Source organism: Streptomyces sp. 3N207 (assembly GCF_052246355.1).
Classification (GTDB): Bacteria; Actinomycetota; Actinomycetes; order Streptomycetales; family Streptomycetaceae; genus Streptomyces.
The window spans coordinates 419,433-445,574 of sequence record NZ_JBQQBV010000003.1; the positions used below are offsets into that span (position 1 = coordinate 419,433).

Sequence of the window (26,142 nt, forward strand, 5' to 3'; positions counted from 1 at the left end):
GCCCTTACGCTGCTGTCCCAGGAAAGCCGGAAGAGCCACAGGGGCGGGGTCGTATGGACCAGAAGAACACCACTCAGACACCTGGCGGCGCTGCTGCCGCGACCACCCCGGGCGCCCAGCGTCGCATCCTGGTCGTGGAGGACGACCCCACCATCGTCGACGCCATCGCGCGACGGCTGCGGGCCGAGGGCTTCCAGGTGCAGACGGCGGGCGACGGGCCCGCTGCGGTGGACACCGCCGAGGCGTGGCAGCCGGACCTGCTGGTGCTGGATGTGATGCTGCCCGGCTTCGACGGCCTGGAGGTCTGCCGCCGGGTACAGGCCCAGCGCCCGGTGCCGGTGCTGATGCTGACGGCGCGGGACGACGAGACGGACATGCTGGTCGGCCTCGGTGTGGGCGCCGACGACTACATGACCAAGCCGTTCTCCATGCGGGAGGTCGCGGCGCGGGTGCACGTACTGCTGCGCAGGGTGGAGCGCGCGACGCTGGCCGCGCACACGCCGCGCAGCGGCATACTCCGGCTCGGGGAGCTGGAGATCGATCACGCGCAGCGGCGGGTGCGGGTCACGGGTGAGGACGTGCATCTGACCCCCACCGAGTTCGACCTGCTGGTGTGCCTGGCGCACTCGCCCCGCGCGGTGCTCTCGCGCGAGCAGCTGCTGGCCGAGGTGTGGGACTGGGCCGACGCCTCCGGCACCCGCACCGTCGACAGCCACATCAAGGCCCTACGGCGCAAGATCGGCGCGGAGCGCATCCGCACCGTCCACGGTGTCGGATACGCCCTCGAGACCCCGGGCCCGGACGGTGGCGCTGCGGCGCCCGTGACGGGCGCCGCGACGGAGAGCTCCTGACGGCGGAGGGGACGGAGCGAGATGTCCGTTTCCGTGTCCTTCTCCCTGACGGCCCGTACGCGCTCTCTCGCGCGCTCCCTGGCCCGCCTCCTGAACCGTGCGCTGGCCCGCTGCAAGCGGGCCGCCGTCCGGCACGGCGCACAGGCGTGGGAGCGGCTGTGGGAGGGTCTACGCCCGGTCGACCCCTACCGGTCGGTCAAGGCGGCGCTGGGTGCGCTGGTGATCGTCTCCGTGGTGATCACCACGCTGCTGGCGCTGTTCGCCATGCAGTCGGCGACCGAGCTGCGCGTCATCACGATCATCTCCATCGTCGCCTCGCTGCTGATCACCCAGTTCGTGGCGCAGTCGCTGACGGCGCCGCTGGACGAGATGACCGACGCGGCCAAGGCGATGGCCAACGGCGACTACTCCCGACGGGTGCGCGGCGAGCGGCGGGACGAGTTCGGCGAGCTGGCAGCGAACTTCAACCGGATGGCGGCCGATCTGCAGGCCGTCGACAAGCACCGCAAGGAGCTGGTGGCAAACGTCTCGCACGAGCTGCGCACCCCCATCGCGGCGCTGCGTGCGGTGCTGGAGAACGTCGTGGACGGCGTCTCGGAGGCCGACCCGGAGACGATGCGCACGGCCCTGTCGCAGACCGAGCGGCTGGGCCGGCTCGTGGACCATCTGCTGGACCTCTCCCGGCTGGACAACGGTGTGGTCCCGCTGCGCTCGCGGAGCTTCGAGGTGTGGCCGTACCTGGCGGGCGTGCTGAAGGAGGCCAACATGAGCAAGGGCTCGGGCCACTCCCGTAAGGACGTCCACCTCCACCTCGATGTCTCACCGCCCGAGCTGATGGCCTACGCCGACCCCGAACGGCTGCACCAGGTGGTGGCCAACCTGATAGACAACGCCGTCAAGCACAGCCCGCAGCACGGCCGCGTAACGGTCAAGGCCAGGCCGGGCCCGGGTGCCGGCGCGGGCACCGGCGACGACGGCAGCCTGGAGGTCGAGGTGCTGGACGAGGGTCCCGGCATCCCCGAGTCGGAGCGGGAGCGGGTCTTCGACCGGTTCAGCGGCACGCACAGCACCGAGTCGGTCACGGGCCTCAGGGGCGGGATCAGCCCGGGCGGCGGCACCGGTCTGGGGCTGGCCATAGCCCGATGGGCGGTGGAGCTGCACGGGGGCCGGATCAGGGTGGCCGAATCACCTCGCGGCTGTCGCATACAGCTCACTCTTCCGGGCACCGGCAACGTCCAGAGTTGACGTACCCTCGCAGGTGAGAGCCCGCGGACGCGAAATGAGGGCTGCCCGGTTCCGGCATCGGGGCAAAACCGTCAGTGATTCCCGCCAAATAATGCCCCGAAACCGCTGCTGCGATGTGATGTACGTGACCAAGAGCGGCCCGGACTCCACCAATCGTCCGGAGAGGCGTAGCCTTTATTTCCGCTGTCCACCACCTAAGGAAGCGGAAGAGGGCGGTTGCCGCCGTGTCGTCACAGTCCCCCAACAGCTCATCGAGCACCACTACGGAACCGAAGGACGGACAGGGCAAGGACCCTGGCCATTCGTTCGGGCCGAACGAGTGGCTCGTCGACGAGATCTACCAGCAGTACCTCCAGGATCCGAACTCGGTAGACCGAGCCTGGTGGGACTTCTTCGCTGACTATCAGCCGGAGTCCACCGACGGAAGCCCGGCGCCGGACGGCGCGGGCACGCCACGGGACAACGCCCCGGCGCCCGCGAAGGCCGCACCGGCCCAGGCACCGGCCGCGCCCGCCGCCGGGCAGGCTGCCCCGCAGCAGCCCGCCCAGCCGAGCGCTCCGGCCCCGGCGAAGGCGGAGCCCGCCGGACCGGGGCAGCCGCAGCAGGCCCAGCCGAAGCAGGCGGCGCCCGCCAAGCCGGCGGCGCAGCAGCCCGCTCAGGCCGGCGGCGCCAAGGCTCCGGCCGCCAAGGCGGCGCCCGCCGCCGAGGCCGCCGAGGGCCCGGAGTACGTGGCGCTGCGCGGTCCCTCAGCGGCCGTGGCGAAGAACATGAACGCCTCACTGGAGCTGCCCACGGCCACGTCCGTGCGTGCGGTCCCGGTGAAGCTGCTGTTCGACAACCGCATCGTCATCAACAACCACCTCAAGCGCGCCCGCGGCGGCAAGGTCTCCTTCACGCACCTGATCGGCTACGCCATGGTGCAGGCACTGAAGGCCATGCCGTCGATGAACCACTCCTTCACGGAGAAGGACGGCAAGCCCACCCTGGTCAAGCCGGACCATGTGAACCTGGGCCTGGCGATCGACCTGGTGAAGCCGAACGGCGAGCGCCAGCTGGTCGTCGCGGGCATCAAGAAGGCCGAGACGCTGACCTTCTTCGAGTTCTGGCAGGCGTACGAGGACATCGTCCGCCGTGCCCGGAACAACAAGCTGACGATGGAGGACTTCTCCGGCGTCACCTGCTCGCTGACCAACCCCGGCGGCATCGGCACCGTCCACTCCGTGCCGCGGCTGATGCCGGGCCAGGGCCTGATCATGGGCGTCGGCGCGATGGAGTACCCGGCGGAGTTCCAGGGCACCTCCCAGGACACTCTCAACCGGCTCGGCGTCTCCAAGGTGATGACGCTCACCAGCACCTACGACCACCGCGTCATCCAGGGCGCGGCGTCGGGCGAGTTCCTGCGCCTGGTGGCCAACCTGCTGCTGGGCGACAACAACTTCTACGACGAGATCTTCAAGGCGCTGCGCATCCCGTACGAGCCGGTGCGCTGGATGCAGGACATCGACGCCTCGCACGACGACGACGTCACCAAGGCGGCGCGCGTCTTCGACCTCATCCACTCCTACCGGGTGCGCGGCCACATCATGGCCGACACCGACCCGCTGGAGTACAAGCAGCGCAAGCACCCCGACCTGGACATCACCGAGCACGGACTCACCCTGTGGGACCTGGAGCGGGAGTTCGCGGTCGGCGGCTTCGCCGGCAAGTCCATGATGAAGCTGCGCGACATCCTGGGCGTGCTGCGTGACTCGTACTGCCGCACCACCGGCATCGAGTACATGCACATCCAGGACCCCAAGCAGCGCAAGTGGATCCAGGACCGGGTCGAGCTCCAGCACGTCAAGCCGGAGCGCGAGGAGCAGCTGCGCATCCTGCGCCGGCTCAACGCCGCCGAGGCGTTCGAGACGTTCCTGCAGACCAAGTACGTCGGCCAGAAGCGGTTCTCGCTGGAGGGCGGCGAGTCCGTCATCCCGCTGCTGGACGCAGTCATCGACGCGGCTGCCGAGTCGCGGCTGGACGAGGCCGTCATCGGCATGGCCCACCGCGGCCGGCTGAACGTGCTGGCGAACATCGTGGGCAAGCCGTACGCGCAGATTTTCCGGGAGTTCGAGGGCAACCTCGACCCGAAGTCGATGCACGGCTCCGGCGACGTGAAGTACCACCTGGGTGCCGAGGGCGTCTTCACCGGGCTGGACGGCGAGCAGATCAAGGTCTCGCTCACCGCCAACCCCTCCCACCTGGAGGCCGTCGATCCGGTCCTGGAGGGCGTGGCACGCGCCAAGCAGGACATCATCGGCAAGGGCGGCACGGACTTCACGGTGCTGCCGATCGCGCTGCACGGTGACGCAGCGTTCGCGGGCCAGGGCGTGGTGGCCGAGACGCTCAACATGTCGCAGCTGCGCGGCTACCGCACCGGCGGCACCATCCACGTCGTCATCAACAACCAGGTCGGCTTCACCGCGGCTCCCGAGTCGGCGCGCTCGTCGATGTACTCGACGGACGTGGCCCGGATGGTCGAGGCGCCGATCTTCCATGTGAACGGCGACGACCCGGAGGCCGTGGTCCGGGTGGCGCGGCTGGCGTTCGAGTACCGGCAGGCGTTCAACAAGGACGTGGTCATCGACCTGATCTGCTACCGGCGCCGCGGTCACAACGAGACCGACAACCCGAAGTTCACCCAGCCGCTGATGTACGAGCTGATCGACCGCAAGCGCTCGGTGCGCAAGCTCTACACCGAGTCGCTGATCGGCCGGGGCGACATCACGCTGGAGGAGGCCGAGCAGGCGCTCCAGGACTTCCAGGGGCAGCTGGAGAAGGTCTTCACCGAGGTCCGGGACGCCACGTCGGCACCGGCCCCGGCCGAGGTCCCGGCGCCGCAGGCCGAGTTCCCGGTGCATGTGGAGACGGCCATCAGCCAGGAGGTCGTCAAGCGGATCGCCGAGTCGCAGGTCAACATCCCCGAGCGGATCTCCGTCCACCCCCGTCTGACGCCGCAGCTCCAGCGCCGCGCGCAGATGGTCGAGGACGACACGATCGACTGGGGCATGGGCGAGACGCTGGCCATCGGCTCGCTGCTGATGGAGGGCACCCCGGTCCGGCTGGCGGGCCAGGACTCGCGGCGCGGCACGTTCGGCCAGCGGCACGCGGTGCTGCTCGACCAGAACACCGGGGACGACTACACGCCGCTGCTGTACCTCTCCGACGACCAGGCCCGCTACAACGTCTACGACTCGCTGCTGAGCGAGTACGCGGCGATGGGCTTCGAGTACGGCTACTCGCTGGCCCGGCCCGAGGCGCTGGTGATGTGGGAGGCGCAGTTCGGTGACTTCATGAACGGCGCGCAGACGGTCATCGACGAGTTCATCTCCTCGGCCGAGCAGAAGTGGAACCAGACCTCTGGTGTCACCCTGCTGCTGCCGCACGGCTACGAGGGCCAGGGCCCGGACCACTCCTCGGCCCGCATCGAGCGGTTCCTCCAGCTGTGCGCGCAGAACAGCATGACGGTCGCGATGCCGTCGCTGCCCTCCAGCTACTTCCATCTGCTGCGCTGGCAGGTGCACAACCCGCACCACAAGCCGCTGGTCGTCTTCACCCCGAAGTCGATGCTGCGGATGAAGGCGGCGGCCTCCAAGACGGAGGAGTTCACCAGCGGCGGCTTCCGCCCGGTGATCGGTGACACGCTGCTGGACAGCGGCCAGCTCGACCCGGCCAAGGTCCGCAAGGTCGTCTTCTGCTCCGGCAAGGTCTACTACGACCTGGACGCCGAGCGGACCAAGCGCGGGCTGACCGACACGGCGATCATCCGGCTGGAGCGGCTCTACCCGCTGCCCGGCAAGGAGATCCAGACCGAGATGGCGCGCTTCGCCAACGCCGAGAAGTATGTGTGGGCGCAGGAGGAGCCGGCCAACCAGGGCGCATGGCCGTTCATCGCCCTGAACCTGGTCGACCACCTCGACCTGATCATCGGCTCGGAGCCCGTCCCGAACGCGGACCGGCTGCGTCGCGTCTCCCGGCCGTCCTCGTCCTCGCCCGCCGTGGGCTCGGGCAAGCGGCACGCGGAGGAGCAGGCGCAGCTCGTCAAGGAGGTCTTCGAGATCTGAGCGGTCCTGCCGTACGAAGCTGAGGGCCCCCGCCGCGCGATGCGGCGGGGGCCCTCGGCCGTGGGGCGGAGCCCTCGGCCGTGTGCGCGGGGGCCTTCGGCGTTACCGCGCGGGGCTCAGCCCAGGTACGGCTCGTAGTCCCAGTAGGGGCGGGTGCGTTGGCGGGCCGAGAGGGTGTGGTGGTGCTGGGCGCCCAGCGAGCGGGTGAACCGCTCCAGGGCCTCGCTCTCCAGCGCGCGGGCGTCCTCCCGGCGCCGCAGGGAGCGCAGATCGCCGGAGTGGGCCACCATGCACGACAGGGTGAGGGGGTGGTCCTCGCCCAGCACCCGTCGGCAGCGTTCCAGGGTGTCGCGGCTCAGCTCGTAGGCGTCCTCCAGGGCCTCGCTGAAGTTGCGGCCGCCGCTGGTGTTCAGGGCGCAGCCGAGCGTGGCGGGATGGTCGGCGCCCAGCAGGGTGGTGAGACCGGCCAGCGCCTGCTCGAACATGTTGAGCGCGCCGTCGCGTTCGCCCTCCGCCTGGAGCACCAGTCCGGCGTTGGACTGCATCGCGGTGGGAACCGGGTGTGCCGGGCCCAGCAGTGCGCGGAAGGCATCCTCCGCCTCGGTCAGCAGCTCGCGGGCCTGCACCAGATCGCCGTGCTCGCGCAGGAAGTTGCCGTAGTCGGTCAGCAGCGACAGCGTGGAGTAGTGGGTACGGCTGTGCACCTGCTCGTGCTGTTCCAGCAGGATGGCCATGGCAGTGGCGAGGTCCTGCCGCGGGGTGCCCGCCCTGCGCTGGCACAGCAACAGATTGTGCCGGGCCATGAGGGTCTGCGGATGCTGGGAGCCGAGCACTTGCAGATGCAGCCGCATGCCGAGGTCCTGGCGGGCCAGCGCCTCCTGATAGCGGCCCATCAGCCGTAGGTCGCGGGCGCAGGCGTTGCCGGAGGCCAGGGTGTTGGGGTGCCGGGCGCGCAGCACCTGTTCGCGTTTGCGGAGGGTGTCCAGATCCGTCTCGTAGGCGTCCTCGTAGCGGCCCAGCAGCCGCAGGCCGACGGCGAGATTGTGCTGCGCCAGCAGGCTCGTCCACTCCTCCGGGCCGTACAGCCGACGGGAGACCTCGACGACCTGCTTCTGCAACTGCAGCGCCTCGTCGTACTGGCCGAGCAGCCGCAGATCGGAGGCGAGGCAGCTGGTGGCGTCCATGACGTGTTCCTCATGGGCACCGTCGGCGGGCGGCAGGTCACGCAGCCGCTCCAGCCTGGCGCTGTCCAGGGCCTGCGCCTCGCGGAAGCGTCCGCCGCCCCGCAGCAGGTTGCCCTGCAGGGTGGTGAGGACCAGCAGCTGGTCCGCAGTGGCGTCCAGGAAGGTCTCCCAGCCGGCGCGGATGCTCTCGGCGAGCTCGGCACCGAGGGAGTACTCACCGCTGGCATAGCAGTAGCGCAGGCAGTTGAGCAGCATCTCCTGGACGCGGCGCTCCTTGCTGGCGGGCGCCGCCGAGGCGAGCAGATGGGGCAGCATCTCGGCGTACCGGCCCCACTGGCGGCTGTCGTTCGGAGCACCCGGGTCGGCCTCGACCAGCAGCCGGTGCACCGTGTCGCGGTAGACGTCGTTCTGCCGGCCCTGGGTGAGCTCGCCGACGACGCTGTGGACCACCTGGTGCATGTGCACGGAGTCGCTCTGGTCGCCGTCGCCCATCGAGGGAGTGCGGGCCTCGCGGGTGAGCACCGAGTAGTTGACGAGGGAGTCGAGCGCGCGGGTCCAGCCGGAGCGGTCGCTGCTGAGCCAGCGCAGATTGTCGGGCAGCTCGGCCGCGGGGATACCCCGGGCGAGGCCCAGCGGGATCCGGCCGGGCGCGAAGACCGCGCACAGGGAGAGCAGTTCCACGGCACGCGGCTCGGACTTGCGCAGCTTGTTGAGCAGCATCGACCAGGAGGTCAGCGAAGAGTACGGGTAGTCGTCCGGCATGGTGTTGGACTCCAGCCGGGTGAGGCCCACTCCGCGCACCATGCGCAGATACTCGGGGACCTCCATGCCTTCCTCGCCCAGCCAGGACGCGGCCTGCGCCAGCTGGAGCGGCAGGTCCTGGAACTCGCCGGCCACCTGGTCGGCCTGCTCGACGGTGATGTGCGGAGCACGGCGCATCAGATAGCCGGTGGACTCGGGGCGGCGGAAGGCGCTGATCTGCCTGATGTCGGTGATGGAGCGCCAGCTCTTGTTGCGCGAGGTGATCAGCACATGCCCGCTGCCGCCCTGCGGAAGGTAGGCGGCGGCGTCCTCGGGCTCCTCCCAGCCGTCGAAGATCAGCAGCCACCGCCCGGAGGGCTCGTTCCTGCGCAGCGCCTCCCGTACGGCACGCACCCGCTCGCCGACCTCGCCGGAGCTGTCGAGACCGATCTCGGCCGCGAGCGAGCTGAAGGTGTCGCGCTGGGTGTTGCGCTGGTCGCAGTTGACCCACCAGACCACGTCGTAGTCGGGTGCGAAGCGGTGCGCGTACTCCGACGCGATCTGTGTCTTGCCGATGCCCGCCGTGCCGACCAGGGTGCAGACGGCGGCGCCGTGCTCGGCGTCCATCAGCCGCTGCTGGAGGTCGCCGAGAATGACGTCGCGGCCGGTGAAGCGGGCGTTGCGGCGGGGCACCTCGCCCCAGACGGCGGGCGGGTCGTTGGGGTAGCGGCTGGCGTGTCCTGGCTGCGGTACGGGGACGCGGCGGGGCCGCAGTCCGAGCCGGTTCAGCAGCCGCCGCTCGGCCTCCTCCTCGCCGACGCCCCACAGGTTGACGGGCTCCAGCACCGCGGTTGCGGGCAGCAGTTCGCGGTTGGTGAGGTTGACGGCCGCGAACCGCTCGGCGTGCTCGGCGACATAGCCCCGCAGCACGGAGTTCCAGTCGGCCTCGGTGCGCGGACCGAGCTGGAGGAACACATCGCTGATGACCAGCAGAACACGTCCCGAGGCGAGCTGGAGGTCACCCAGCGCCTCCTCCAGCGGTTGCTCGCGGTCCGGGTCCCAGCGCTGGAGCGTGGTGCGATGCCCATGGCTCTCCAGCCGGTGTGCGATCCAGTTGCCCCAGCTCCGGTGATAACCGGGAAAGACAACTACGAAGTGCTCGGACTCCCCTCCGGGCGCCCCGCCCTGAGCCGGTTCCCGCTGAGCGACCATGCTTGCGTTCTCCCTCGTCCAGCAGCCGTCGCCGCCCCGCGGGCGACGTGTACGGCGAGATTACCCAAAGTGACCGTTTGTGAGCCTGCCGGCTGCGTTCTCCGTGTTCCCTGCGTTGGCTGCGTCGTCTGCGTCGTCCGCGTATCCGGCAACGGCCCGCCCGCCCGGGGAGCTCAGCCGCTGGTAGCGGTGGCGCATGCCCTCCACGAACTCTGTGCCCTCCCGGGTCAGTTGACCAGAGCCCAGAAGGAGGAAAAGAGCGTGGTCGACCTGGGCCCCGTAGTCGGCGGCACGGCGCCGGGCGGCAGCACGCTCCGCGGGCGTTGCGGAGGCCCGGCGGGCGAGCCTGCCCCACAGATCGGCGAGGGCCAGATGCGCGTACGTGCCCTGCACCACGGCGCCCAACGGCCTGGGGTCGCTGCGCCAGCCGACGCGGTAGACGGCCTCCGCGGACTCGTGGTTGAGCTGTACGACACCGCCGAGCACCGCGAGCTTGCTGTGCTGCACCTCGTGGACGAGGACCTCGGCCATCTCCTCCGGCGTCTGCGGAAGGGTCGTCAGCACTGCCCAGGGCGCCGCCAGCCGGGTGGCGCTGGCACGCCCGTCGGGCTTCCACAGGACCGGCACGACGGCACGGACGAGCGTCGCCACCTCGGCGGCCCGCTCGGGGTCGGCTTCGTGCAGCAGGTCCAGTGCACGTGCCCACAGCTCCCGCCACTCGTACGCCTCGTCCGGGGCCGTCACGGTGGCCGGCAGCAGCCCGGCCAGCCCTGCGCGGCCCGTCTCCTGGGCCAGGTGCGGGTCCTGGTCGTCGAGGACGGCGGGGGCGCCGGGGAGCGGGCCGAGAGGGCGCCAGGGCGTTGGCGGCGGTGTCGGCGCCGGTGCCTGCGGGCCGCGTAAGGCTTGGCGCAGGAGGGAGGTCGGCCGTCCGCCCTGCGGAAGGAAAGTGACCGTGTCCGCCGTCGCCACCATGCGCACCCGCTGCGCACCGGTCCGGTACGAGCCCAGGCCCGGGAGCGTGAGGCGTTGGTCCTGTGCCGTCAGGTCGAGGCGGAAGTCGCAGCCGGCGGCGGTGGCGACGGTGGCGGCGAGCGGGCCGAGACCGGCCAGCGCCGCCACGAAGCCGTCGCCGGACGGCGCAGCGAGCGCGTTCGCCAGCCAGTTGCCCGCAGCCGGATAGCCGAGGGCGTCGCGCGCGGCGGCGGCGTCGTGGAGTTCGGCGTCCTCCAGCAGCGCCCAGTGCTCGCGCAGCGCGCGGGCCGCCGCAGCGGGCAGCCGGGCGCGCTCGGCCCGGGTCAGCAGCGTCTTGAGCAGGACGAGGCGTCTGCTGTGCAGCCAGCCGTGCAGCGCTGCGGCCTCTCCCGGTACCGGCCGCGTCGCCCCCATCCGGCGCAGCTGGGGGCCCGGTATCTCAAAGGGGTTCATGGCGGTCCACGCTGTCTCCCGTGCCCGGAGGCGGGCCGGAGGTGCCGTGGACCGAGCCGAAGGTTGACCGGATCACGCCCCGTTTCCCGGCTGCCCGGGCGCTGTTCGTCTGCGCGACGCCGGAGCGCCGCAGCTTGCCGCCACCGCCGTTGGTGCCGGACGAGCGCCACACCCGGGACAGCTCCTCGGGAGCGCGCAGCGCACTCTCCACAGCGGCGGTTACGGCGGGATCGTCGCAGGTCCGGAGCGCGCGCAGGGTCACACCCGTCAGATCGGGCAGGGGCGGCGGCGGTGCGGCGTCGGGCCCACGGCCCGGGCTGCGGGACGCGCCCTCGGTCCGCTTCGGCACGCTCTTCTCCTCCCTAGGACCCCACCCGGGGGCGGTAACACGGATGATGTCTCTTTCCCGGGGCAGGTATCCGGAAACACGCTCGAATCGCCATGCCACCGCATTCGGCCGGTCCTCGCCTTCCCCTGCACGCGGCATCGGTCCCTCCCCCCGTTCACCGCGTCTCTTCTCCCCCGTTTTCCGCGTCCGTTCGACCCCGTTCACCGCGCGGGTCCGGTCACGCGCACCGTGCCGGTCCATCCCCTCGTCGCTGCTCAGCCCGCCAGTTCGGCGACCCGGTCCCTGGTGTCGCGTACCTCGGCCCAGGGGATGTCCGCCAGCTGGCCGGCCAGCAACTGCCACTCGGCCTCCGCCGCGCGGTAGTCCGCCAGCGCCTCCTCCGTACGCCCCTGAGAGCGGTGGAATTCGGCCCTGCCGTGCAGGGCGCGGGCAGCGGTGACGGAGCCGTGCTCGCGCGATTCGGCAAGCTCCTCCAGCGCCTTGGAGAACTCGGCTGCCGCCTGCTGGGACTCCGGGGCAGCCTCAGGGAAGAGCGCACGGGCCCTTCCCAGCCGCAGCCACGCCTGCGCACGCGCCTCCGCTTCGGCGCCCTGGCGTGCGGCATGCTCCAGCAGATGGCACCCCTCATACAGGTCGGGCAGGAAGCTCTCACCTTCGTAGCGCAGCAGCAGGACGCGGCCGAGCAGCAGCGCCGCCCTGGCCACAGCCGGACTGCCGGACGGCGCGCGGGTGAGGGCCTCGCGCAGCAGCCCCTCTGCGCGCCCCAGGTCGCCCGCTTCGGTGAGCAGCATCTCGCCCCACTCGATGAGCAGTTCGCCGCGCTGAGCGCTGTCGCGTTCCGACAGCCGTTCGGCCTCCGTGTACGCCTCGGCAGCCGCCTCCCAGTCGCGGGTCTCGCGCAGCACGCGGGCGCGCTCCCTCGCACAGCGCAGCCGCAGTCCGGACCGCTCGCCCGCGAGGGCCCCGGCCTCCTCCAGCACATCGAGACGCTCCTGCGGCGGGGCGCCGCTCAACCGCAGTGCGGACGCCAGGTCGAGGAGGGCGCCGCAGCGCTGCGCCTGGTTCTCGTCGCGGGCTCGGGCGTCAGATGTCTGCCCGGTCGGCGGTGCGCTCCCGGCCGTTGCGGGCCCGGCCTGGGAGGTCGCGGGTGCGCTGGAGGGCTCGGGAGACCCTGGCGCGCGGTCTGCCAGCATGTCGCTCGCTTCGCGGAGTTCGCTGACGGCCTCGGGGGCCGCCCTGTGGCGGTGTTCGGGTGCGGCCTGGGCCAGTGCGAGCAGCACCCGGCCCAGCCGGAGTTTACGGGTGCGCTCGGCGTCCGGCGGCAGTGACGGGTCCGCCGTGTCTCCCGCGGCCGTGGTGTGGCCCGCCAGCGAACGCAGCAGTCCTTCCGCGCGCAGCAGATGCCGGGTGCCGCCGCGCACCTGCCACAGCGAGTGCTCGACACCGGCGCGCTCCAGCAGCGCGCCGGGCTCGTTGTCCGTCAGCAGTTCCGCGGCGTCCCGCAGCAGCGGCTCGGGGCCCTGCGGGCTGCGCCGTACGGCCGCCGTACCGGCGAGTGCGTGCAGCACCCGGCCCAGCACCAGCCGGGCCCGTGGGCTGTCGCGGTCCGCGGCGCGGGCCGCCTCACCGACCGAGCGGGCCCGGTGCAGCAGTTGGATGTCCCCCTGGGCGCGCCACTGGCGCAGCAGCCGTTCGGTCTCGGCCACCTGGTCGGCCGCGGTCTGCTCGGGCAGATAGAAGCGGACGACTTCGGCGGGGATGGTCGCGAACAGTTCGTCGCCGTTCTCGGCCTCGTCCGGCTCCGCGCCGTCCCCGACGGTGCCGTCCGGGTCGCGGCCCGCGCGCTCCGCCTCGGCGCGGCCGGTGAGCTGGGCGACTGCCATGGCGGCGAAGTTGCGGGTGCCCCTGCCGAAGCGCTGCGCCACGTAGGCGGACAGATGCTTGAGGATGAGCACGGCGGCGCCCTGGTCCAGGGATTGCAGCAGCAGCTCGCGGACGCCGGGTGCGAACGTGTAGCGGGGGCCGTGCAGCCGGGTCCTGCGGCAGCCCGCCGCGTCCGGCTCGTCCTCCTCCTCCGGCAGCCGGGTCAGCAGCCCGGAGAGCAGCACCTCGGCCAGCTCCATCGGACCGGTGTCGGGGAGCATCGCCTCCTGCACCAGATGGATGACCGGCAGCAGCAGCGGCACCACGGCCAGGTGCACGGCCAGATCGAGGGCGCCTGGCGAGGCGGTGTTACGGAACTCGCGCAGCAGGGTGCGCGCCGGTACGCCGCCCGCGGGGGTGCGCGGCGGGGGCATCGCCGGGTGCCGGGGCAGCACCCAGGCGGCGGCACCGGCCACGGCACGCTCGCTGTCGGTGCCCAGCAGCCGCGCCCAGTTGCCCAGCGCCTCGGGTGTGGGCAGCAGCACCGGCACCGGCACCGCGTCCGCCGGCGGGAGCGGGCCGTAGCTGTCCGGCTCGAAGGTGATACGTCCGCCGGCCCGGCGTTCCCGCAGCAGCTGCCCGGGTTCGGCGGGCAGCGCGGTACGCGGCCACAGCCGGGGCGGCAGCGGCTGGACGACGGCCAGCGGTGAGCGGCCGGACCAGTGGTGCAGCAGGCGCTGGGCGCGGCCGTCCTGCCACAGCGCGCCCACGCAGTCGCTGACGACGAGGGTGAGGCGGCGCCCTGTGGTGTCGCGGTACTCGTCGGCGGGGCGCAGCCGTGCGGGGCCCTCGGCGGGTCCGGTGCCGATGAGCGGGGCGCCGTCGCGGGCGCGGTGCAGATAGCGCACCTGGACATCGCGGAAGGCGCCGAGCTGTTCGAAGGTCTGCCGCAGCCGCTCCAGGGTGGGCTGCCACACCGAGGCGGTGGGCGAGGCGTCCATGATGAGCTGGATCTCGCTGTAGCGGCGGACCTCGGTGCCGAAGACGGGCCGTACCGCGGTGGAGCGGGCGCTCAGGTCCGCGGTGGCATCCTCGTCCAGCGCTCCGGTGGCGGGTGGCAGCGGCGGCCGGTAGCCGTGCAACGGGCGCAGCGCGTGCTGGAGTCCGAGCAGCCCGGACAGTGCTCCCGCCGCAGGTGCCCGCACCGGGAAGCCCGCCGGGGGTGACCCGCCGTGTCTGCGCGGTGCGAACAGGGAGACCGGGGCCGTGCGCTCCGGGGTCGTGGGGGTCTCTCCCGGCTCGGTGGCGTCGTGGTCCTCGGCTGGTGGCATGGGAGGCTCCGGCTGCGGCGTCCGGTTCCCTGGATAGCCCGGCCCGGTGGAGTCCGCGTCGGGCCCTCCTCCAGTCCGCCCCACCCCGAAGCGGGCCAGCCACAGCGCCTCGGCGATCTCTTCGGCCTCCGGGTCCCAGCCGGCGGCCCGCAGCCGTGCCACCAGCTCCGCCACGTCCCGCACGGACCGCTGCGGGGGCCACGAGCCGGCCGTGGACCGCGCAGGGTCCCGAGGTTGCCGCGGCGGGGTCGACGCCGCACTCATGTGACGGTCACCTCGGGCGGTCGAGAGGGCGTAGCAGCATCTCGGCGAGCCGGTCGCGGGTGACCCGCTCGACGCCCGAGGCGCGCTGTGTCAGGAACAGGGCGTTGAGCAGTTGGTCGGTGGCGAGGACCTGTCCCGGCTCGCGCCGCAGGAACCGCTGGACCAGTTCGGCGCCGTCCTCCAGCGCCTCCTCCCCCAGATGCGCGGAGACCATCGCGGCGAGCTGTTCGTCGCCCGGTGGTTTGAGGTCGAGCTGGATGCAGCGGCGCAGCAGCGCGGCCGGGAAGTCGCGCTCCCCGTTGGAGGTGAGCACGATGAACGGGAAGACGGTGCAGCGCACCCGGCCGCCCTCGATCCGGACCTTGTCGCCGTCCGCCGTCAGTACCTCGGTGACCGGCTCGCGGTCGGCGATGCGCTCCAGCTCGGGGATGGTGAACTCGCCGTCCTCCAGGACGTTCAGCAGGTCGCTGGGCAGGTCTATGTCGCTCTTGTCCAGCTCGTCGACGAGCAGCACCCGCGGCAGCGGCACTCCGTCCGGCTCGGTGGGCCGCGCGGGCAGCAGCGCCGTACCGAGCGGGCCGAGCCGCAGATACGACCCGACCGGCGGACGGGCCGGCGGGGTGCTGCCGTCTCCGGCCACGGCACGGTCCAGCTGGACGTCCTGGAGCCGGCCGATGGCGTCGTAGTGGTAGAGCCCGTCGTGCAGCGTCGTACGGCTGACGATGGGCCAGCGCAGCACCCGGCCCAGGCCCAGCTCGTGCGCGACCGCGTGCGCGAGGGTGGACTTGCCGGTGCCCGGGTTGCCGGTGACCAGCAGCGGACGGCGCAGATACAGCGCCGCGTTGACGGCCTCGACCTCCTCGGGGCGCGGATGGAGACTCTCCACCAGGCGGCGCCGGGCGCCCAGTCGCCGGGCGGTGTCGGCGCCCTCAGGGTCGTCACCGCTCGCCCCGCCGGGGGAGTCGGGCCCGGTGCCGGCGCCGGTGAAGTCACGCCACGGCGGCGGCTCGGGCAGCTCGCGCACACCCTCGTGCGGTACGCCCGCGCCGCGGTAGATGCGCCAATCGCTCACGGTGTGCTCCTCTACGCTGTCGGCGGTCTGGGCATGAGCGGTGGTTCGCGCAGCGGTCCGTCCCCCGAGGTTCTGTGGGGCGGATCGTAAAGCAGGACGATATGCCGTGCCCAGGCCGACGAGGGATCAATTAGCGCCTCGTTCACGCCAGTTGTTCCGGCTGTGTCGTCGGTCACGTCGGCGTTCCTGTTGCGCAGGGTCCGGATGTGCAGCGGCAGCCGCCGCGCCGAGTGTGCCTCGCGCAGCAGTTCGGCTGCCTGTTCGTGGAACTCGGCGCAGTCGTCGTGGTCGTGCTCGTCGCTGTAGGAGTGCCGCCACAGCGCCACGGCGTGGCCCGCGCCGAGCGCCGCCGCCATGGCGCGGGCTCCCGGGCCGCTGCCGGTCCGCGCGCAGTACACCGGCACGGCGCCGGGAGGCGCCGTCAGCAGCCGCCCGTAGGCAGCCTGACCGCCCTCGGGGACACCCGCACTGTGGCCCGAAACCGGCACCTCCCGGCGCAGCGGCACGGCCTCCATGGGGCCGTCGAGAACGGCGGCGGCGCGGCTGCGGCACTCGGGTGTGAAGCCCTGGTCCTTACGGGTCCTGTCGCGCACCACCACGAGCCTGCGCTGGCCCAGCGGCAGGGTGTGCGGGTTGAACGGGTCGGACGGGTCGTAGGGCCGGGCCCGCCACGCGTCCACCCGCTCGTCGAACAGCGCGCGCGGCAGCAGGAACTCCACCGCGGCCAGATGGTCGTCCACATCGCACTGGTCCAGCGCCTGCGACAGCGCCCCGCGCACGGCCTCCTCCAGCCGCGAGCGCGGCACGTCCTCCCGGCTCTGCTCGACGGTGACCTCCTCGCGCTCGCCGTCCTCGGCCTGGGCGCCGTTCCCGGTGTCCCCGAGGGCTGCACCTCCAACGTCCCCGATGTCGGTGGCTTCCCCGCCCAGGAGGTCGTCACGGTCGGCCGAACGGACCAGTGCCACCCGCCAGCCGTGCCGTCCCGACCCGTAGATGTCCGGCTCGATCTCGACCAGTACGTCGGCACGCGCCGCCGACGCCGGACGGTGGCCGTCCAGCACACCGGGGACGCGGGCGCGGATGACGTCGTTGAGCAGCGTCCGCGCCGTCCGCTCCACCCACTCGCGCAGGTCGGCCAGCGCGCGGGCCGCCCGTGGCGTACGCGCCCTGCCCGAACGGGTGAGCGCGGCGGTCACCTTCGCGGCGTACAGCACCACCGCCTCCAGCGCGAGGTCGGGGGAGGGCTCCTCTTCCGTCGTGCTGTCGTCCCGCGGGTCGTAGAGCAGTCCGGCGCCCTCCCGCCAGGAGCGGGGGTCGTGGTCCCGCAGCGTGTAGGGCCAGCGGAGCACCATGTTGCGGGCTTCGTTGGCCAGTTGCAGCACCTGGCCTGCACCGGTGGGCGGCTCCACCTCGGCGAACAGCGCGTACAGCTCGGCGCGCCGGTCCACCGTGAAACCGTAGGCGGGCTCCCCGCCGGACGGGCCCAGCCGTGTGTGCTGCCGGTGCCAGCTGTGGCCGAAGCCGTTGTAGCGCCGCAGATGGTGCCTGTCGTGTGCGGACAGCACCTCGTGCAGCACGCGGGCGCCGCGCGGCCCCGCGTCGCACAGCTTGCGGAGCGCGGTGACGGGTGTGGCCAGGCCCGAGCCCGGCCTGCGGCCCGCGCCCTTGCTGACGCCGAGCACCGTGCCGCGCCGCTGGTCGAGCACGGGCCCGCCCGAACAGCCCTCGGTCAGCTGGTCGCCGCTGAGCATGAGCGGGCGGCCGACGACCCCGGTGGCCTTCCCGAGACCGGTGAAGAACATCTGCTCGCCCCGCACCTCCGCGGGCGCCCAGCCGTACAGCCCGATGTCCGCGGGTGTCAGCACCGAACGGTCGCTCAACCACAGGCAGTCCGCGTCCTCGGCGCCCGGCACACGTACCAGCGCCAGGTCGGGGAAGGGCCAAGGGGACGGGGGCGCCAGGGGGTCCTCGGGCAGCGGCAGCACGAACGCCAGCTCACCGAGGAGGACGGTGCTGCCGGAGGGGCGCTCGACGCTGTCCGGCCGGCCCGCGCTGCTCAGGTCGGCTGCGCCGACGGCATCGGCCGCACCGGCAGCTGCCGCTGTGTCCGCGGTGTCCCCGATCGTGATGCCGATGGCGCGCTCCCCCCTCCATACGGGTGCGGCACCCTTGCCGACGACATGGGCGCACGTGAGGACCCATCCGGGCGCGACAAAGAAACCGCTCCCCCAGAACGCTCGCCGGTTCCTGTCGCTGCGACGACTGTCGTCGCTTGTCCCGCTGCTTCCGTCGTACCCGTCGGGGGGTGCCCCGATGCGCACGACAGATGCGCGAACGGAGTCGGCGAGGTTCGCGGGGGCGTTCATACGACACAGAGCGCGCACAGCAGCACGCCGAATCGTGGCCCCCCGCGTCGCGCGGCTCGCACTCCAGTCACAGCGCTCCCCCTCTACGCCCCGTTCCCCCGTGGCTTCCCTGTGTGAGGTGTATGAGGTAGCAGGCTAGTCGCCGGGTGTGACACCCGGGAGAGGTGGGTCCCCCAACCCGTTTCAACGGGACGGCACTTGGGCTCGGCGATGCCTCTTCCCCGCGTACGCAACCGGGGGCCGGGCGGGGCCGGGAGCCGTCCGCGCGTACCCCGGGGAGGGTCGCAGAGGACGGCAAGTCCGCGGCCCCGGTGTGCGCACTCGCCCGCCGGTGTTCATCGGCCGTGCGGAGCCGTGGTGTTGCTGCCGGTGCCCGGGTGGCTGCTCGGGCTGTCCGTCGTCGGGTCGTCGGTCATCCGGTCGTCCGTCGTCGCCTCGGGCTTGTGCCAGGTGAGGGTGACGGAGACCGAGCCCTTGGCCTCTCCTTCGGCGAGGACGGCGGCGAGCGCCTTGCCGGACTTCACGGCCAGCTCGACGCCGAACGTGACGCTGACCTCGTCCGGCCTTGCGTGCCGGGCGGCGCCGAGGACGGCGGAGCCCACGCCGCCGATCACCTCGTTGAGCTGCTGGGCCCGCGCTATGAGCTGGTCGCGGATGCCGACGTCGTCGTACTCGAAATCCTCGGCGCCGAGGGGGGCTTCGTCCTCGTCCAGGACATGCACCCGGGCCAGCACCGTCTCCCCGCCCGGCAACGTGATCTCCCGGATCTCCCGCTCCATGTGCGCCCCCTCGTTTCCCCGCTCGACCTACTCGTGCCCCACTCGTGCCCCACTCGCGTCAACGTGCCCTGCGCGAGGTCACATTGAACCCCGCGCGAGCCCATGGCGCGACCGTGCCGGACGACGCGCACTAGGAAGTCCGGAGGGGCTGTCACCGGGCCGAGGCGGGAGAGTACGCTGCCAGGGCTCGGGGGGCGGGAGTCAGCTGTCGCCCGAGCCGGTGCCCTCGGTCCCCTCTCTGCCGGGCCGTTCCTTGCCGGCGTGCGGGCTGCGCAGCACGGCGCCGATATGGGCCGCCGCGGTGGACAGATGGCGGCGTACCTCGCGCAGTTGGGCTTCGCTGACGCCGTGGTCACGGGCCGCGTCCCGAACGTCGTCGCGGAAACGGTCCAGAAGGCGTTCGAGGTCGCGCACCGGATCACCCGTGGACTCGGCGAGCGGCACTTCGGACTCGGCGTAGGACTCCGCATCGGACGGCTGCGGGCCGTCCTCCGGAGGCCAGGGCGGTGTCTGGCCGGTCAGGCGGCCCAGATCGCCCATTTCGCGGGCCAGTTCGGACATGCCGTCGCGGACCGCGCCCGGCCAGTCCCCCGCGCGCATCCGGGTCTGCACCTGCTCCTGCACCTGGCGGGCGATACGCCGCACCTCGGCCAGCGCCTCGGTGTGCGCCTCGCGCTCCTTCTTCGCCTGGCGCCTGGCCTGCTGGGCCTCCTCCTTGGCCTTGCGGGCCTGCTCCTTCCACTCGTCCTTGGCGTGGCGCATCTCTTCCTTGGCGCGCCGCCACGCCTCCTTGTCCCCCCAGACGCCGGCCCAGCCGCCCTCCCAGCCGTCGTCCCAGCCGGAGGGCTCGCCGGTGCGGGAGGCGGCATCGGCGCCGGGACGGGCGCGGCCACCCTTGGCCCGGCCGCGCGTGTTCCGCGCCTGTTCCCGCATCTCGCGGCGCAGGTCGCTGGCGGTACCACTGACGTCCTCGCGGATGTCCGCGGCGAGCGCGGCGACGGAGTCGCGGATCTCGACCTCCAGCTCGGCGAGTTCGGCCTGCCGGTCGGCCAGTTCGGCACGGCCGGCCTCGGTGATCGCGTAGACCTTGCGGCCGCCCTCGGTGGTGTGGCTGACCAGGCCCTCGGCCTCCAGTTTGGCCAGCCGTGGGTAGACGGTGCCGGCGGACGGCGCGTACAGCCCCTGGAAGCGCTCTTCGAGAAGACGCATCACTTCATAGCCGTGACGCGGTGCCTCGTCGAGCAGCATCAGCAGGTACAGACGCAGGCGGCCGTGCGCGAAGACGGGAGGCATGTCACAGGTCCTTCGCCGGAGAGGGGTTGCCGAGGGTGCCGGGGCGCTCGGGGGGATGCGGGCCGCCGGCTGCGGCGGCGTCCTGGCCTGCGTCGCCGAGGTCTTCCGCGGACGGCGAGCCGTCGCCAGGACCGTCCAGGTCGTCCATGCCGTCCCAGGGGCCGAGGTCGTCCACGCGGTCCACGTCTTCCACCGGGTCTTCCACCGGGTCGTCGCCCGGTGGCCGGCGCAGGACGGCTAGGCCGCCGGAGACGTTGACGGCGTGCAGGGCGCCGCGGCCCGCGCCGAGGGTGCCGGTCACGCGGTGGGCGCCCCAGTCGCCGCCGGTCGACAGTTCGTCGAAGGCACTGGAGACGGCGCCGCCCGCGGTGGAGGCGTCCACCGTCAGATCCGCGTCGTCGGGGAGCCGGAGCGCGAGCTCGCCCGAGACGCTGGAGAGCCGGATGTCGGCGTGCTCGCCCACCCGGGGCGACCGCAGATCGAGGATCATCGCGCCGCTGACGGAGTCGGCCTTGATCTTGGAGGCCGAGGCGTCGATGCACGTCAGATCGCCGGAGACGGTGGAGAAGTGCAGTGATCCGGAGAGCCGTTGGGTCTCCACGCTGCCCGAGACGGTTTCGGCTCTTACGGGACCGGCCAGTCCGACCAGCGTGGTGCCGCCCGAGACTCCGGCCACCCGGGTGCGACCACGTACCCCGGAGACGACGGCGCTGGCCCCCACCACGCCGACCGTCAGCGCGGCAGCCGCCGGAACCCGCACCGACACCTCCACCTCGCGCCGCCAGCCCTTGCGGTCCAGCCACTTGAGGAATCCGCGCCAGGGAAGGTCCTCGTAGGCGACGACGAGTCTGCCGCCCTCACGCCGCACCAGCAGCGGCGGGCCCTCGACCTTGCCGATCTCGACGCGGGTGGTCGCATCGGCGGTGCCGACGACGTTGACGGTCCCGTTCACCACCCGGACATCCAGTTCGGTCACCGGATCGTCGAACTCGATCCGCCGCGGCTCGGTGATCTGCCACGAGCGGCTGTCGGGTGCGGGCACTGCGGCCTCCCCAGGCTCGGGCGCTGCGGCGTACGGGCACACGGCACCTGCCCACGCGCAACGACATATCGCGTCTCGATGCAGACACGATATGTCGCGTATCGCGTTACGCGCAAGCCTCGCGGGGAGGGGCGGCAGTCGGGACGGAGCGCTCGCCGCACGGGCTTCAGCGGGTACGGCCCGCCCTCACTCCTCGTCCTCGTCGTCCAGCCGCGCCAGCCAGGTCGCCAGCCGCTCCACCGGCACCTCGAAGTCCGGGTTCAGATCGACGAAGGTCCGCAGCTGCTCGGACAGCCACGCGAAACTGACCTCTTCCTCGCCGCGCCGCTGCTCCAGCTCTTCGATGCCACGGTCGGTGAAGTACACGGTTCTGCTCCTGGTCGGGTACATGCGGTCGGACACGTACAGGGGATACGTACGTCGGGTACGTACTTCGGAATCGGATACGTACTGGGGTGAGAGCGCGGCCGGACGCCTCCGCCCCAGAGTATGCCGGGCCGCCCGCGTCCCGAGCCGGGCCCGGGCCGTGCTCCCGCCCACGTCAGCCGGGGCGCTTCACCGCGTCCGAGGCCGCGCCGACCGCGATGCCGAGGGCTATCGACAGGACGCAGGCGTAGATCTCGTAGCCGTCGAGGAAGCCGATGCGGTGGACCAGCGTCCACAGGTGGAACCGGCCACCGGTCAGTTCATGTATGAGGCCGCCCGCGCCCTGTGCGATGAGGAGGAACGAGACGAAACCCAGAAGGTTCTTCATGGCAGCAGGCTGACCCGTGCGGAACGGACCAGGGATCCGGCTTCGGGGTCGGCGGGGGCGACGGAAGTCTGCGATCGGCGCGCAGGTGTCATACCGAAGTCGATACCTCCGGGCAGCCCGGCCCTAACAGGCGGCGGCGAGCCTTAGATTCGCCCCATGGGGCTGCTCGGGATTGGCCGTAATACGAGGCGAGGGTTCACCCGCACACGGTGGCCGGTTCGCCGCGCGGAGGGGCCGGTTCGCCGCGCGGCGCGGTGGGTTCGCCGTACGGCGCTGTGGACTCGCCGCACGGGAGGGCGCGCAGGGGCCGGGGCGGAGGGACGGGTGAGGCGCCGCGGAGTGCGGGAGTGGGCCGTCGACATCGGCGCGTTCCTGTTCGCCGGGTGCTTCCTGGTGCTCAGCGCCGACTCGGTGGCGATCGCCCCCGGCACTTCGGAAACCGCGCTACTCGTGGACCAGTTGGCCGGTGGTCTGGCGTGTGCGGCGCTCTTCCTGCGGCGACGGCTGCCGGTGCCGCTCGCCGTCGTGCTGCTGCTCGCCGAGCCCTTCTCACACTTCATCACGGGCCCGATCCTCGTCGCGCTGTTCACCGTGGCGGTGGACAGGCCGCCGCGAGTGACGGCGTGTCTGTCGGTCCTGGCGTTCGCACCGGTGCCGATCTTCCTGGCGAGCGGACCGGCGGCCGACGACCCGCGCACGGCGTCGTCCCTCACCTATTTCGCGCTCCTCGCCGGGGCCATCGGCTGGGGCCTGTACGTACGTTCCCGGCGTCAGCTCGTCGTCTCGCTGCGCGAGCGGGCCGCACGTGCCGCGTCCGAGGCACGGCGCGAGGCGCGGGAGGACATTGCGCGCGAGATGCACGACGTACTGGCGCACCGGCTCTCGCTGCTGAGCGTTCACGCGGGCGCCCTGGAGTTCAACCCGGGCGGCGCCCCGGAGCAGGTGGGGCGGGCGGCGGCCGTCATCCGGGACAGCGCGCACCAGGCGCTGGAGGACCTGCGGGACATCATCGGCGTACTGCGCGCACCGGAGGACGGCGATCGTCCGCAGCCGGTGCTCGCCGACGTCGAACGGCTCGCGGACGAGTCACGGCAGGCAGGAGCCCGCGTCACCCTCGACGTGGACGTGGCGGGCGGTCCGGAGAGGGCGCCCGCGATCACCGGCCGTACGGCGTACCGCATCGTGCAGGAGGGCCTGACGAACGCCCGCAAGCATGGAGCGGGCCCCGGCCTCCCGGTCTCCGTGACCGTACGGGGCGCCTCGGGAAGGGGCCTGACGGTCGAGATCCGCAACCCCGCGAAGCGCGAGGGCGCACCGCGTGACGGTGCGGACCCCGGCCCCGGGATCCCCGGCGCCGGGCAGGGCCTCATCGGGCTGAAGGAGCGCACCCTCCTCGCGGGCGGCATCCTGGAACACGGCTGGGACGGCCCCGACTACCGGCTGTACGCCGCCCTCCCCTGGCCGAGCTGACAGACCCTCCCCGCCGGGGCGCCCGAATCCGCCTACCGCGCGTACAGACGATCTCGCTGCGGGTGCAGAACGCGGGAGCTCGACGGGGGTGGATTGTGAGGGCGCCCATAGGACCCAGATCACTTACGAGGCAGCTTCATATCGCTTCGTATGTCTGCGCTGCTCTGACCTGGGGCGGAAGGGGCATGGCCGACCCTCTGTCCAGATTGTCACGATTCTGGATCGTACGTCACATATTTGCCGGGTGGGGGAGCCGGTTCCCAGGGTGGGTGCCAGGCCGCGACGAGACCGGGACGCCCCGGGGCGCGCGGCCGGAACGTCCCCCCACGAAAGGCTCCTCTGCTCGCATGCGTAACACCCTGCGTACCCTCAAGCCCGCCCGCCTCGCCACCACCGGCCTGACCGCCCTGGGCGCGGCCGGTATCGCCGCCACCGCACTGGCCGGCACCGCCCACGCCGAGGCCCCCGCCAAGCCCGCCGCCATCGAGAGCGCCGCCTCGACCGCGCAGCACGTGAGCATGCAGGCCGCACACGCCAAGAAGGCACAGAAGGCGGACGACCAGCAGGCCGGCGGCAAGTACGCGGACAACCTCGACGGCTGGATCCGTGAGGCCCGCGCCATCATGGCCAAGCACGACATCCCCGGCTCCTACGACGGCATCAAGCGCAACATCATCCGCGAATCGGCCGGTGACCCCAACGCGGTCAACGACTGGGACATCAACGCCAAGAAGGGCACCCCCTCCAAGGGCCTGCTCCAGGTCATCCAGCCCACCTTCGACCGCTTCCACGTCGAAGGCACCCCCGACAAACTCACCGACCCCGTAGCCAACATCGTCGCCGCCTGCAACTACGCAGCCGACCGCTACGGCTCCATGGACAACGTCGACTCCGCCTACTAAGGCCGAACCACGGCCACACCCAGCACACACCGCATGCGAACAGGAGCGGGTGGGAGGAACACCTCCCACCCGCTCCTTCGCTGCTTCTGCACCCCTGCCTCAGCAGACGCGCTTTCATCGCCGGCCCCAGGCCGGGGCAACGTACGAGCGGCAGCGGTGAGCCGCCCGACCAATCGACTGTGAGCAGGCGTCAGGCTCCCGTCGTCGAGCCGGGGCGGACGATCATCAGGACGACCACCACCGCCCACAGCAGGTTGAAGATGCCGGTCACCATGGCCAGTCGGGCAGCGGCGGCGCGCGGGTCGGGTATCTCGGGGGCCGCTTCGCCCTCGTCGAGACCGATGCCCGCGGCACCCAGCAGCCGCGCCTGGCGGGGCAGGACGACGGCGCCGAGGAGAATCGCGGCGAGGGTCGTCAGGATGACGGAGGCGACCAGCCATATGTCGGTCATTACGCCGAGTTGTATGCCGGTGGCCATGCCGAAGACCGGTACGGCCACTCCGAAGACGGCGTATCCCTTGCAGATGCGGTGCAGCAGCGCGGCTGCTCCCGCGCCGCGTCCCTTGCGGGCACCTTCCCCAGCGGTCAGCAACTCTCTGGCAGCCCGCGGAAATATCGACGCGGCGACCGAGATGGGCCCCACGGCCAGGATCGCCGCGAGTACATGGAGGGAGAGCAGCAGCTTGGTCACCTAGGACCCCCGGTTCGAGCGGGTGGATATGTGGGCAGCCAACGCATATACGTTGGCTGCCAATAGGTAGCACACCAATATGTTCTGTGCCTACACTGCCCCTATGAAGACGGAGGCGGTGCGAGGGCATCTCGACGGACTGCTGCTGGCTGTGCTGGAACCCGGCCCGCTGCACGGGTACGCGATCATCACCGCGGTGCAGGAGCGAAGTAGCGGCGCGCTGGAGCTACGGACAGGCACCGTCTACCCGGCGCTCAACCGGCTGGAGCGGCTGGGGCTGCTGGCGAGCGACTGGCAGTCCGTCGGCGAACGGCGCCGACGCTGCTACACGCTGACCGACGCCGGCCGCCGCGCACTCTCGGAGGAACGGACCGCATGGCAGGAATTCACGGCAGCGATCGGCGCGGTCCTCGACGCGCCTGCGGGGACCCGGACCTCGACCCCCAGCGCAACCGCCCGGCCCAGGCCCGCAACATGAACGAGAAGAGCGTGAAGAGCGACGAGAGCAACGTGAACCGCGTGCGCGAGATGAGCGGGCAGCAACAGCATCCCGACCCGCTGGTGGACTACACCGCGGCGCTGAGCACCGCTCTGGTCGGCCCCGCGCGGGTCAAGTCGCGCATGGTCACGGAGATTCATGACGGCCTGCTGGACGCGACCGACGCCTACGTCCACGAGGGCATGCCCCGCGCCGAGGCAGCGCGCAGGGCGGTACGGGACTTCGGGCCGGTGGCCGAACTGGTGCCGGCGTGCCAGCGTGAGCTGACGGTCGTCCAGACCCGCCACACCGCACGCGCGGCAGCGCTCTGCGTGCCCTTCCTGCTGGTGTGCTGGGCGCTGGCGCGGACCGCAGTCGGCCTGCCGGCCGCTCCGCTGGCGCTGCTCGCGGCCGTCAGTACGCTGCTGGCCGCCGTTGCCCTCGCTGCCACCGGTGGGGTGCTGGCGCGCCGGTTTCCCAGCCCTCACGCGCTGCCCCGTGTGGTCGCCTGGACGGGGACGGGGGCGAGCGTCGGTATGGCGGTGGCCACCCTGGCGCTGGCCTGCACGGCGTTCGTGACCGCGCAGTGGCCGCTGCTCGTGCTGGCGGGCGCACTGTCCGCCGCCTCGCACGCCGTGCTGAGCACCTCGGTCCGCGTCTGCCGCCGCTGCCTCGTACCAGCTGCCGACGCCCTGGAGGGGTGAGCGCCTGCCGGGAGGGAGCCCCCGGC

General features: G+C 72.0%; 19 protein-coding genes. 7 read left to right on the forward strand and 12 right to left on the reverse strand.

Going from position 1 to position 26,142, the window contains the following annotated elements; translation table 11 throughout:
- Positions 1-53 precede the first annotated feature (53 nt).
- The 3 genes from ACTWP9_RS07400 to ACTWP9_RS07410 all read left to right on the forward strand — a co-directional run bounded on the left by ACTWP9_RS07400 (position 54) and on the right by ACTWP9_RS07410 (position 6,196).
- Positions 54-851: a response regulator transcription factor gene (locus tag ACTWP9_RS07400; protein ID WP_443245169.1), complete on the forward strand. Its 798-nt coding sequence runs from the start codon at positions 54-56 to the stop codon at positions 849-851.
- A gap of 21 nt (positions 852-872) precedes the next feature.
- Positions 873-2,096 carry an ATP-binding protein gene (locus ACTWP9_RS07405; RefSeq protein ID WP_443245170.1) on the forward strand — a complete coding sequence of 408 codons (1,224 nt, stop codon included), beginning with the start codon at positions 873-875 and terminating at the stop codon, positions 2,094-2,096.
- Positions 2,097-2,320: 224 nt separating this feature from the next.
- On the forward strand, positions 2,321-6,196 hold the full coding sequence (locus tag ACTWP9_RS07410; protein ID WP_443245171.1) for a multifunctional oxoglutarate decarboxylase/oxoglutarate dehydrogenase thiamine pyrophosphate-binding subunit/dihydrolipoyllysine-residue succinyltransferase subunit: 3,876 nt from the start codon (positions 2,321-2,323) through the stop codon (positions 6,194-6,196).
- A 116-nt stretch (positions 6,197-6,312) separates the two neighbouring features.
- On the opposite strand, the gene fxsT is transcribed toward ACTWP9_RS07410, so the two are convergent.
- The 11 genes from fxsT to ACTWP9_RS07465 all read right to left on the reverse strand — a co-directional run bounded on the left by fxsT (position 6,313) and on the right by ACTWP9_RS07465 (position 21,871).
- A complete protein-coding gene (gene fxsT / locus ACTWP9_RS07415; protein WP_443245172.1) occupies positions 6,313-9,333 on the reverse strand; it encodes an FxSxx-COOH system tetratricopeptide repeat protein in 3,021 nt (1,006 codons plus the stop codon).
- Positions 9,334-9,393: 60 nt separating this feature from the next.
- The gene (locus tag ACTWP9_RS07420; RefSeq protein ID WP_443245173.1) at positions 9,394-10,758 is read right to left on the reverse strand and encodes an aKG-HExxH-type peptide beta-hydroxylase; all 1,365 of its coding nucleotides are present in this window, start codon (positions 10,756-10,758) and stop codon (positions 9,394-9,396) included.
- On the reverse strand, positions 10,745-11,107 hold the full coding sequence (locus ACTWP9_RS07425; protein ID WP_443245174.1) for a hypothetical protein: 363 nt from the start codon (positions 11,105-11,107) through the stop codon (positions 10,745-10,747). Before ACTWP9_RS07425 ends, ACTWP9_RS07420 begins: the two co-directional genes overlap by 14 nt.
- A gap of 254 nt (positions 11,108-11,361) precedes the next feature.
- On the reverse strand, positions 11,362-14,565 hold the full coding sequence (locus ACTWP9_RS07430; protein WP_443245175.1) for an SAV_2336 N-terminal domain-related protein: 3,204 nt from the start codon (positions 14,563-14,565) through the stop codon (positions 11,362-11,364).
- A gap of 7 nt (positions 14,566-14,572) precedes the next feature.
- Complete coding sequence (locus ACTWP9_RS07435) at positions 14,573-15,637, reverse strand: AAA family ATPase (RefSeq protein WP_443245176.1); 1,065 nt, start codon at positions 15,635-15,637, stop codon at positions 14,573-14,575.
- Between the two features lie 11 nt (positions 15,638-15,648).
- Positions 15,649-18,003, reverse strand: coding sequence for a VMAP-C domain-containing protein (locus tag ACTWP9_RS07440; protein ID WP_443245177.1), 2,355 nt, complete (start codon positions 18,001-18,003; stop codon positions 15,649-15,651).
- A gap of 335 nt (positions 18,004-18,338) precedes the next feature.
- Entirely contained in the window at positions 18,339-18,782 is a 444-nt protein-coding gene (locus ACTWP9_RS07445) for a CU044_2847 family protein (protein ID WP_443245178.1), read from the reverse strand.
- 201 nt (positions 18,783-18,983) lie between these two features.
- Entirely contained in the window at positions 18,984-20,075 is a 1,092-nt protein-coding gene (locus tag ACTWP9_RS07450) for a helix-turn-helix transcriptional regulator (protein ID WP_443245179.1), read from the reverse strand.
- Position 20,076: 1 nt separating this feature from the next.
- Positions 20,077-21,117, reverse strand: a complete 1,041-nt coding sequence (locus ACTWP9_RS07455; RefSeq protein WP_443245180.1) for a DUF4097 family beta strand repeat-containing protein — start codon at positions 21,115-21,117, stop codon at positions 20,077-20,079.
- A 186-nt stretch (positions 21,118-21,303) separates the two neighbouring features.
- Positions 21,304-21,483, reverse strand: a complete 180-nt coding sequence (locus ACTWP9_RS07460) for a DUF6104 family protein (protein WP_433099658.1) — start codon at positions 21,481-21,483, stop codon at positions 21,304-21,306.
- Between the two features lie 175 nt (positions 21,484-21,658).
- The gene (locus ACTWP9_RS07465) at positions 21,659-21,871 is read right to left on the reverse strand and encodes a hypothetical protein (protein ID WP_443245181.1); all 213 of its coding nucleotides are present in this window, start codon (positions 21,869-21,871) and stop codon (positions 21,659-21,661) included.
- Between the two features lie 324 nt (positions 21,872-22,195).
- On the opposite strand from ACTWP9_RS07465, the gene ACTWP9_RS07470 reads away from it, so the two are divergent.
- Together ACTWP9_RS07470 and ACTWP9_RS07475 are read left to right on the forward strand one after the other, a co-directional pair.
- On the forward strand, positions 22,196-23,341 hold the full coding sequence (locus ACTWP9_RS07470; protein ID WP_443245182.1) for a sensor histidine kinase: 1,146 nt from the start codon (positions 22,196-22,198) through the stop codon (positions 23,339-23,341).
- 347 nt (positions 23,342-23,688) lie between these two features.
- Positions 23,689-24,243, forward strand: a complete 555-nt coding sequence (locus ACTWP9_RS07475; RefSeq protein ID WP_443245183.1) for a transglycosylase SLT domain-containing protein — start codon at positions 23,689-23,691, stop codon at positions 24,241-24,243.
- A gap of 190 nt (positions 24,244-24,433) precedes the next feature.
- Here the strand turns inward: ACTWP9_RS07475 and ACTWP9_RS07480 are convergent, their stop codons facing one another.
- Entirely contained in the window at positions 24,434-24,934 is a 501-nt protein-coding gene (locus ACTWP9_RS07480) for a hypothetical protein (protein ID WP_443245184.1), read from the reverse strand.
- A gap of 103 nt (positions 24,935-25,037) precedes the next feature.
- Here ACTWP9_RS07480 and ACTWP9_RS07485 point away from each other — a divergent pair, with 103 nt between their 5' ends.
- Complete coding sequence (locus ACTWP9_RS07485; protein WP_443245185.1) at positions 25,038-25,412, forward strand: PadR family transcriptional regulator; 375 nt, start codon at positions 25,038-25,040, stop codon at positions 25,410-25,412.
- A complete protein-coding gene (locus ACTWP9_RS07490; RefSeq protein ID WP_443245186.1) occupies positions 25,409-26,116 on the forward strand; it encodes a permease prefix domain 1-containing protein in 708 nt (235 codons plus the stop codon). Before ACTWP9_RS07485 ends, ACTWP9_RS07490 begins: the two co-directional genes overlap by 4 nt.
- Positions 26,117-26,142 lie beyond the last annotated feature (26 nt).

Bases quoted from the DNA above. Each gene is read 5' to 3' on its own strand.
- ACTWP9_RS07400 (WP_443245169.1), top strand. From the start codon at position 54: ATGGACCAGAAGAACACCACTCAGACACCTGGCGGCGCTGCTGCCGCG.
- ACTWP9_RS07405 (WP_443245170.1), top strand. From the start codon at position 873: ATGTCCGTTTCCGTGTCCTTCTCCCTGACGGCCCGTACGCGCTCTCTC.
- fxsT (WP_443245172.1), bottom strand. From the start codon at position 9,333: ATGGTCGCTCAGCGGGAACCGGCTCAGGGCGGGGCGCCCGGAGGGGAG.
- ACTWP9_RS07420 (WP_443245173.1), bottom strand. From the start codon at position 10,758: ATGAACCCCTTTGAGATACCGGGCCCCCAGCTGCGCCGGATGGGGGCG.
- ACTWP9_RS07430 (WP_443245175.1), bottom strand. From the start codon at position 14,565: ATGAGTGCGGCGTCGACCCCGCCGCGGCAACCTCGGGACCCTGCGCGG.
- ACTWP9_RS07440 (WP_443245177.1), bottom strand. From the start codon at position 18,003: ATGAACGCCCCCGCGAACCTCGCCGACTCCGTTCGCGCATCTGTCGTG.
- ACTWP9_RS07445 (WP_443245178.1), bottom strand. From the start codon at position 18,782: ATGGAGCGGGAGATCCGGGAGATCACGTTGCCGGGCGGGGAGACGGTG.
- ACTWP9_RS07450 (WP_443245179.1), bottom strand. From the start codon at position 20,075: ATGCCTCCCGTCTTCGCGCACGGCCGCCTGCGTCTGTACCTGCTGATG.
- ACTWP9_RS07465 (WP_443245181.1), bottom strand. From the start codon at position 21,871: ATGAAGAACCTTCTGGGTTTCGTCTCGTTCCTCCTCATCGCACAGGGC.
- ACTWP9_RS07475 (WP_443245183.1), top strand. From the start codon at position 23,689: ATGCGTAACACCCTGCGTACCCTCAAGCCCGCCCGCCTCGCCACCACC.
- ACTWP9_RS07485 (WP_443245185.1), top strand. From the start codon at position 25,038: ATGAAGACGGAGGCGGTGCGAGGGCATCTCGACGGACTGCTGCTGGCT.
- ACTWP9_RS07490 (WP_443245186.1), top strand. From the start codon at position 25,409: ATGAACGAGAAGAGCGTGAAGAGCGACGAGAGCAACGTGAACCGCGTG.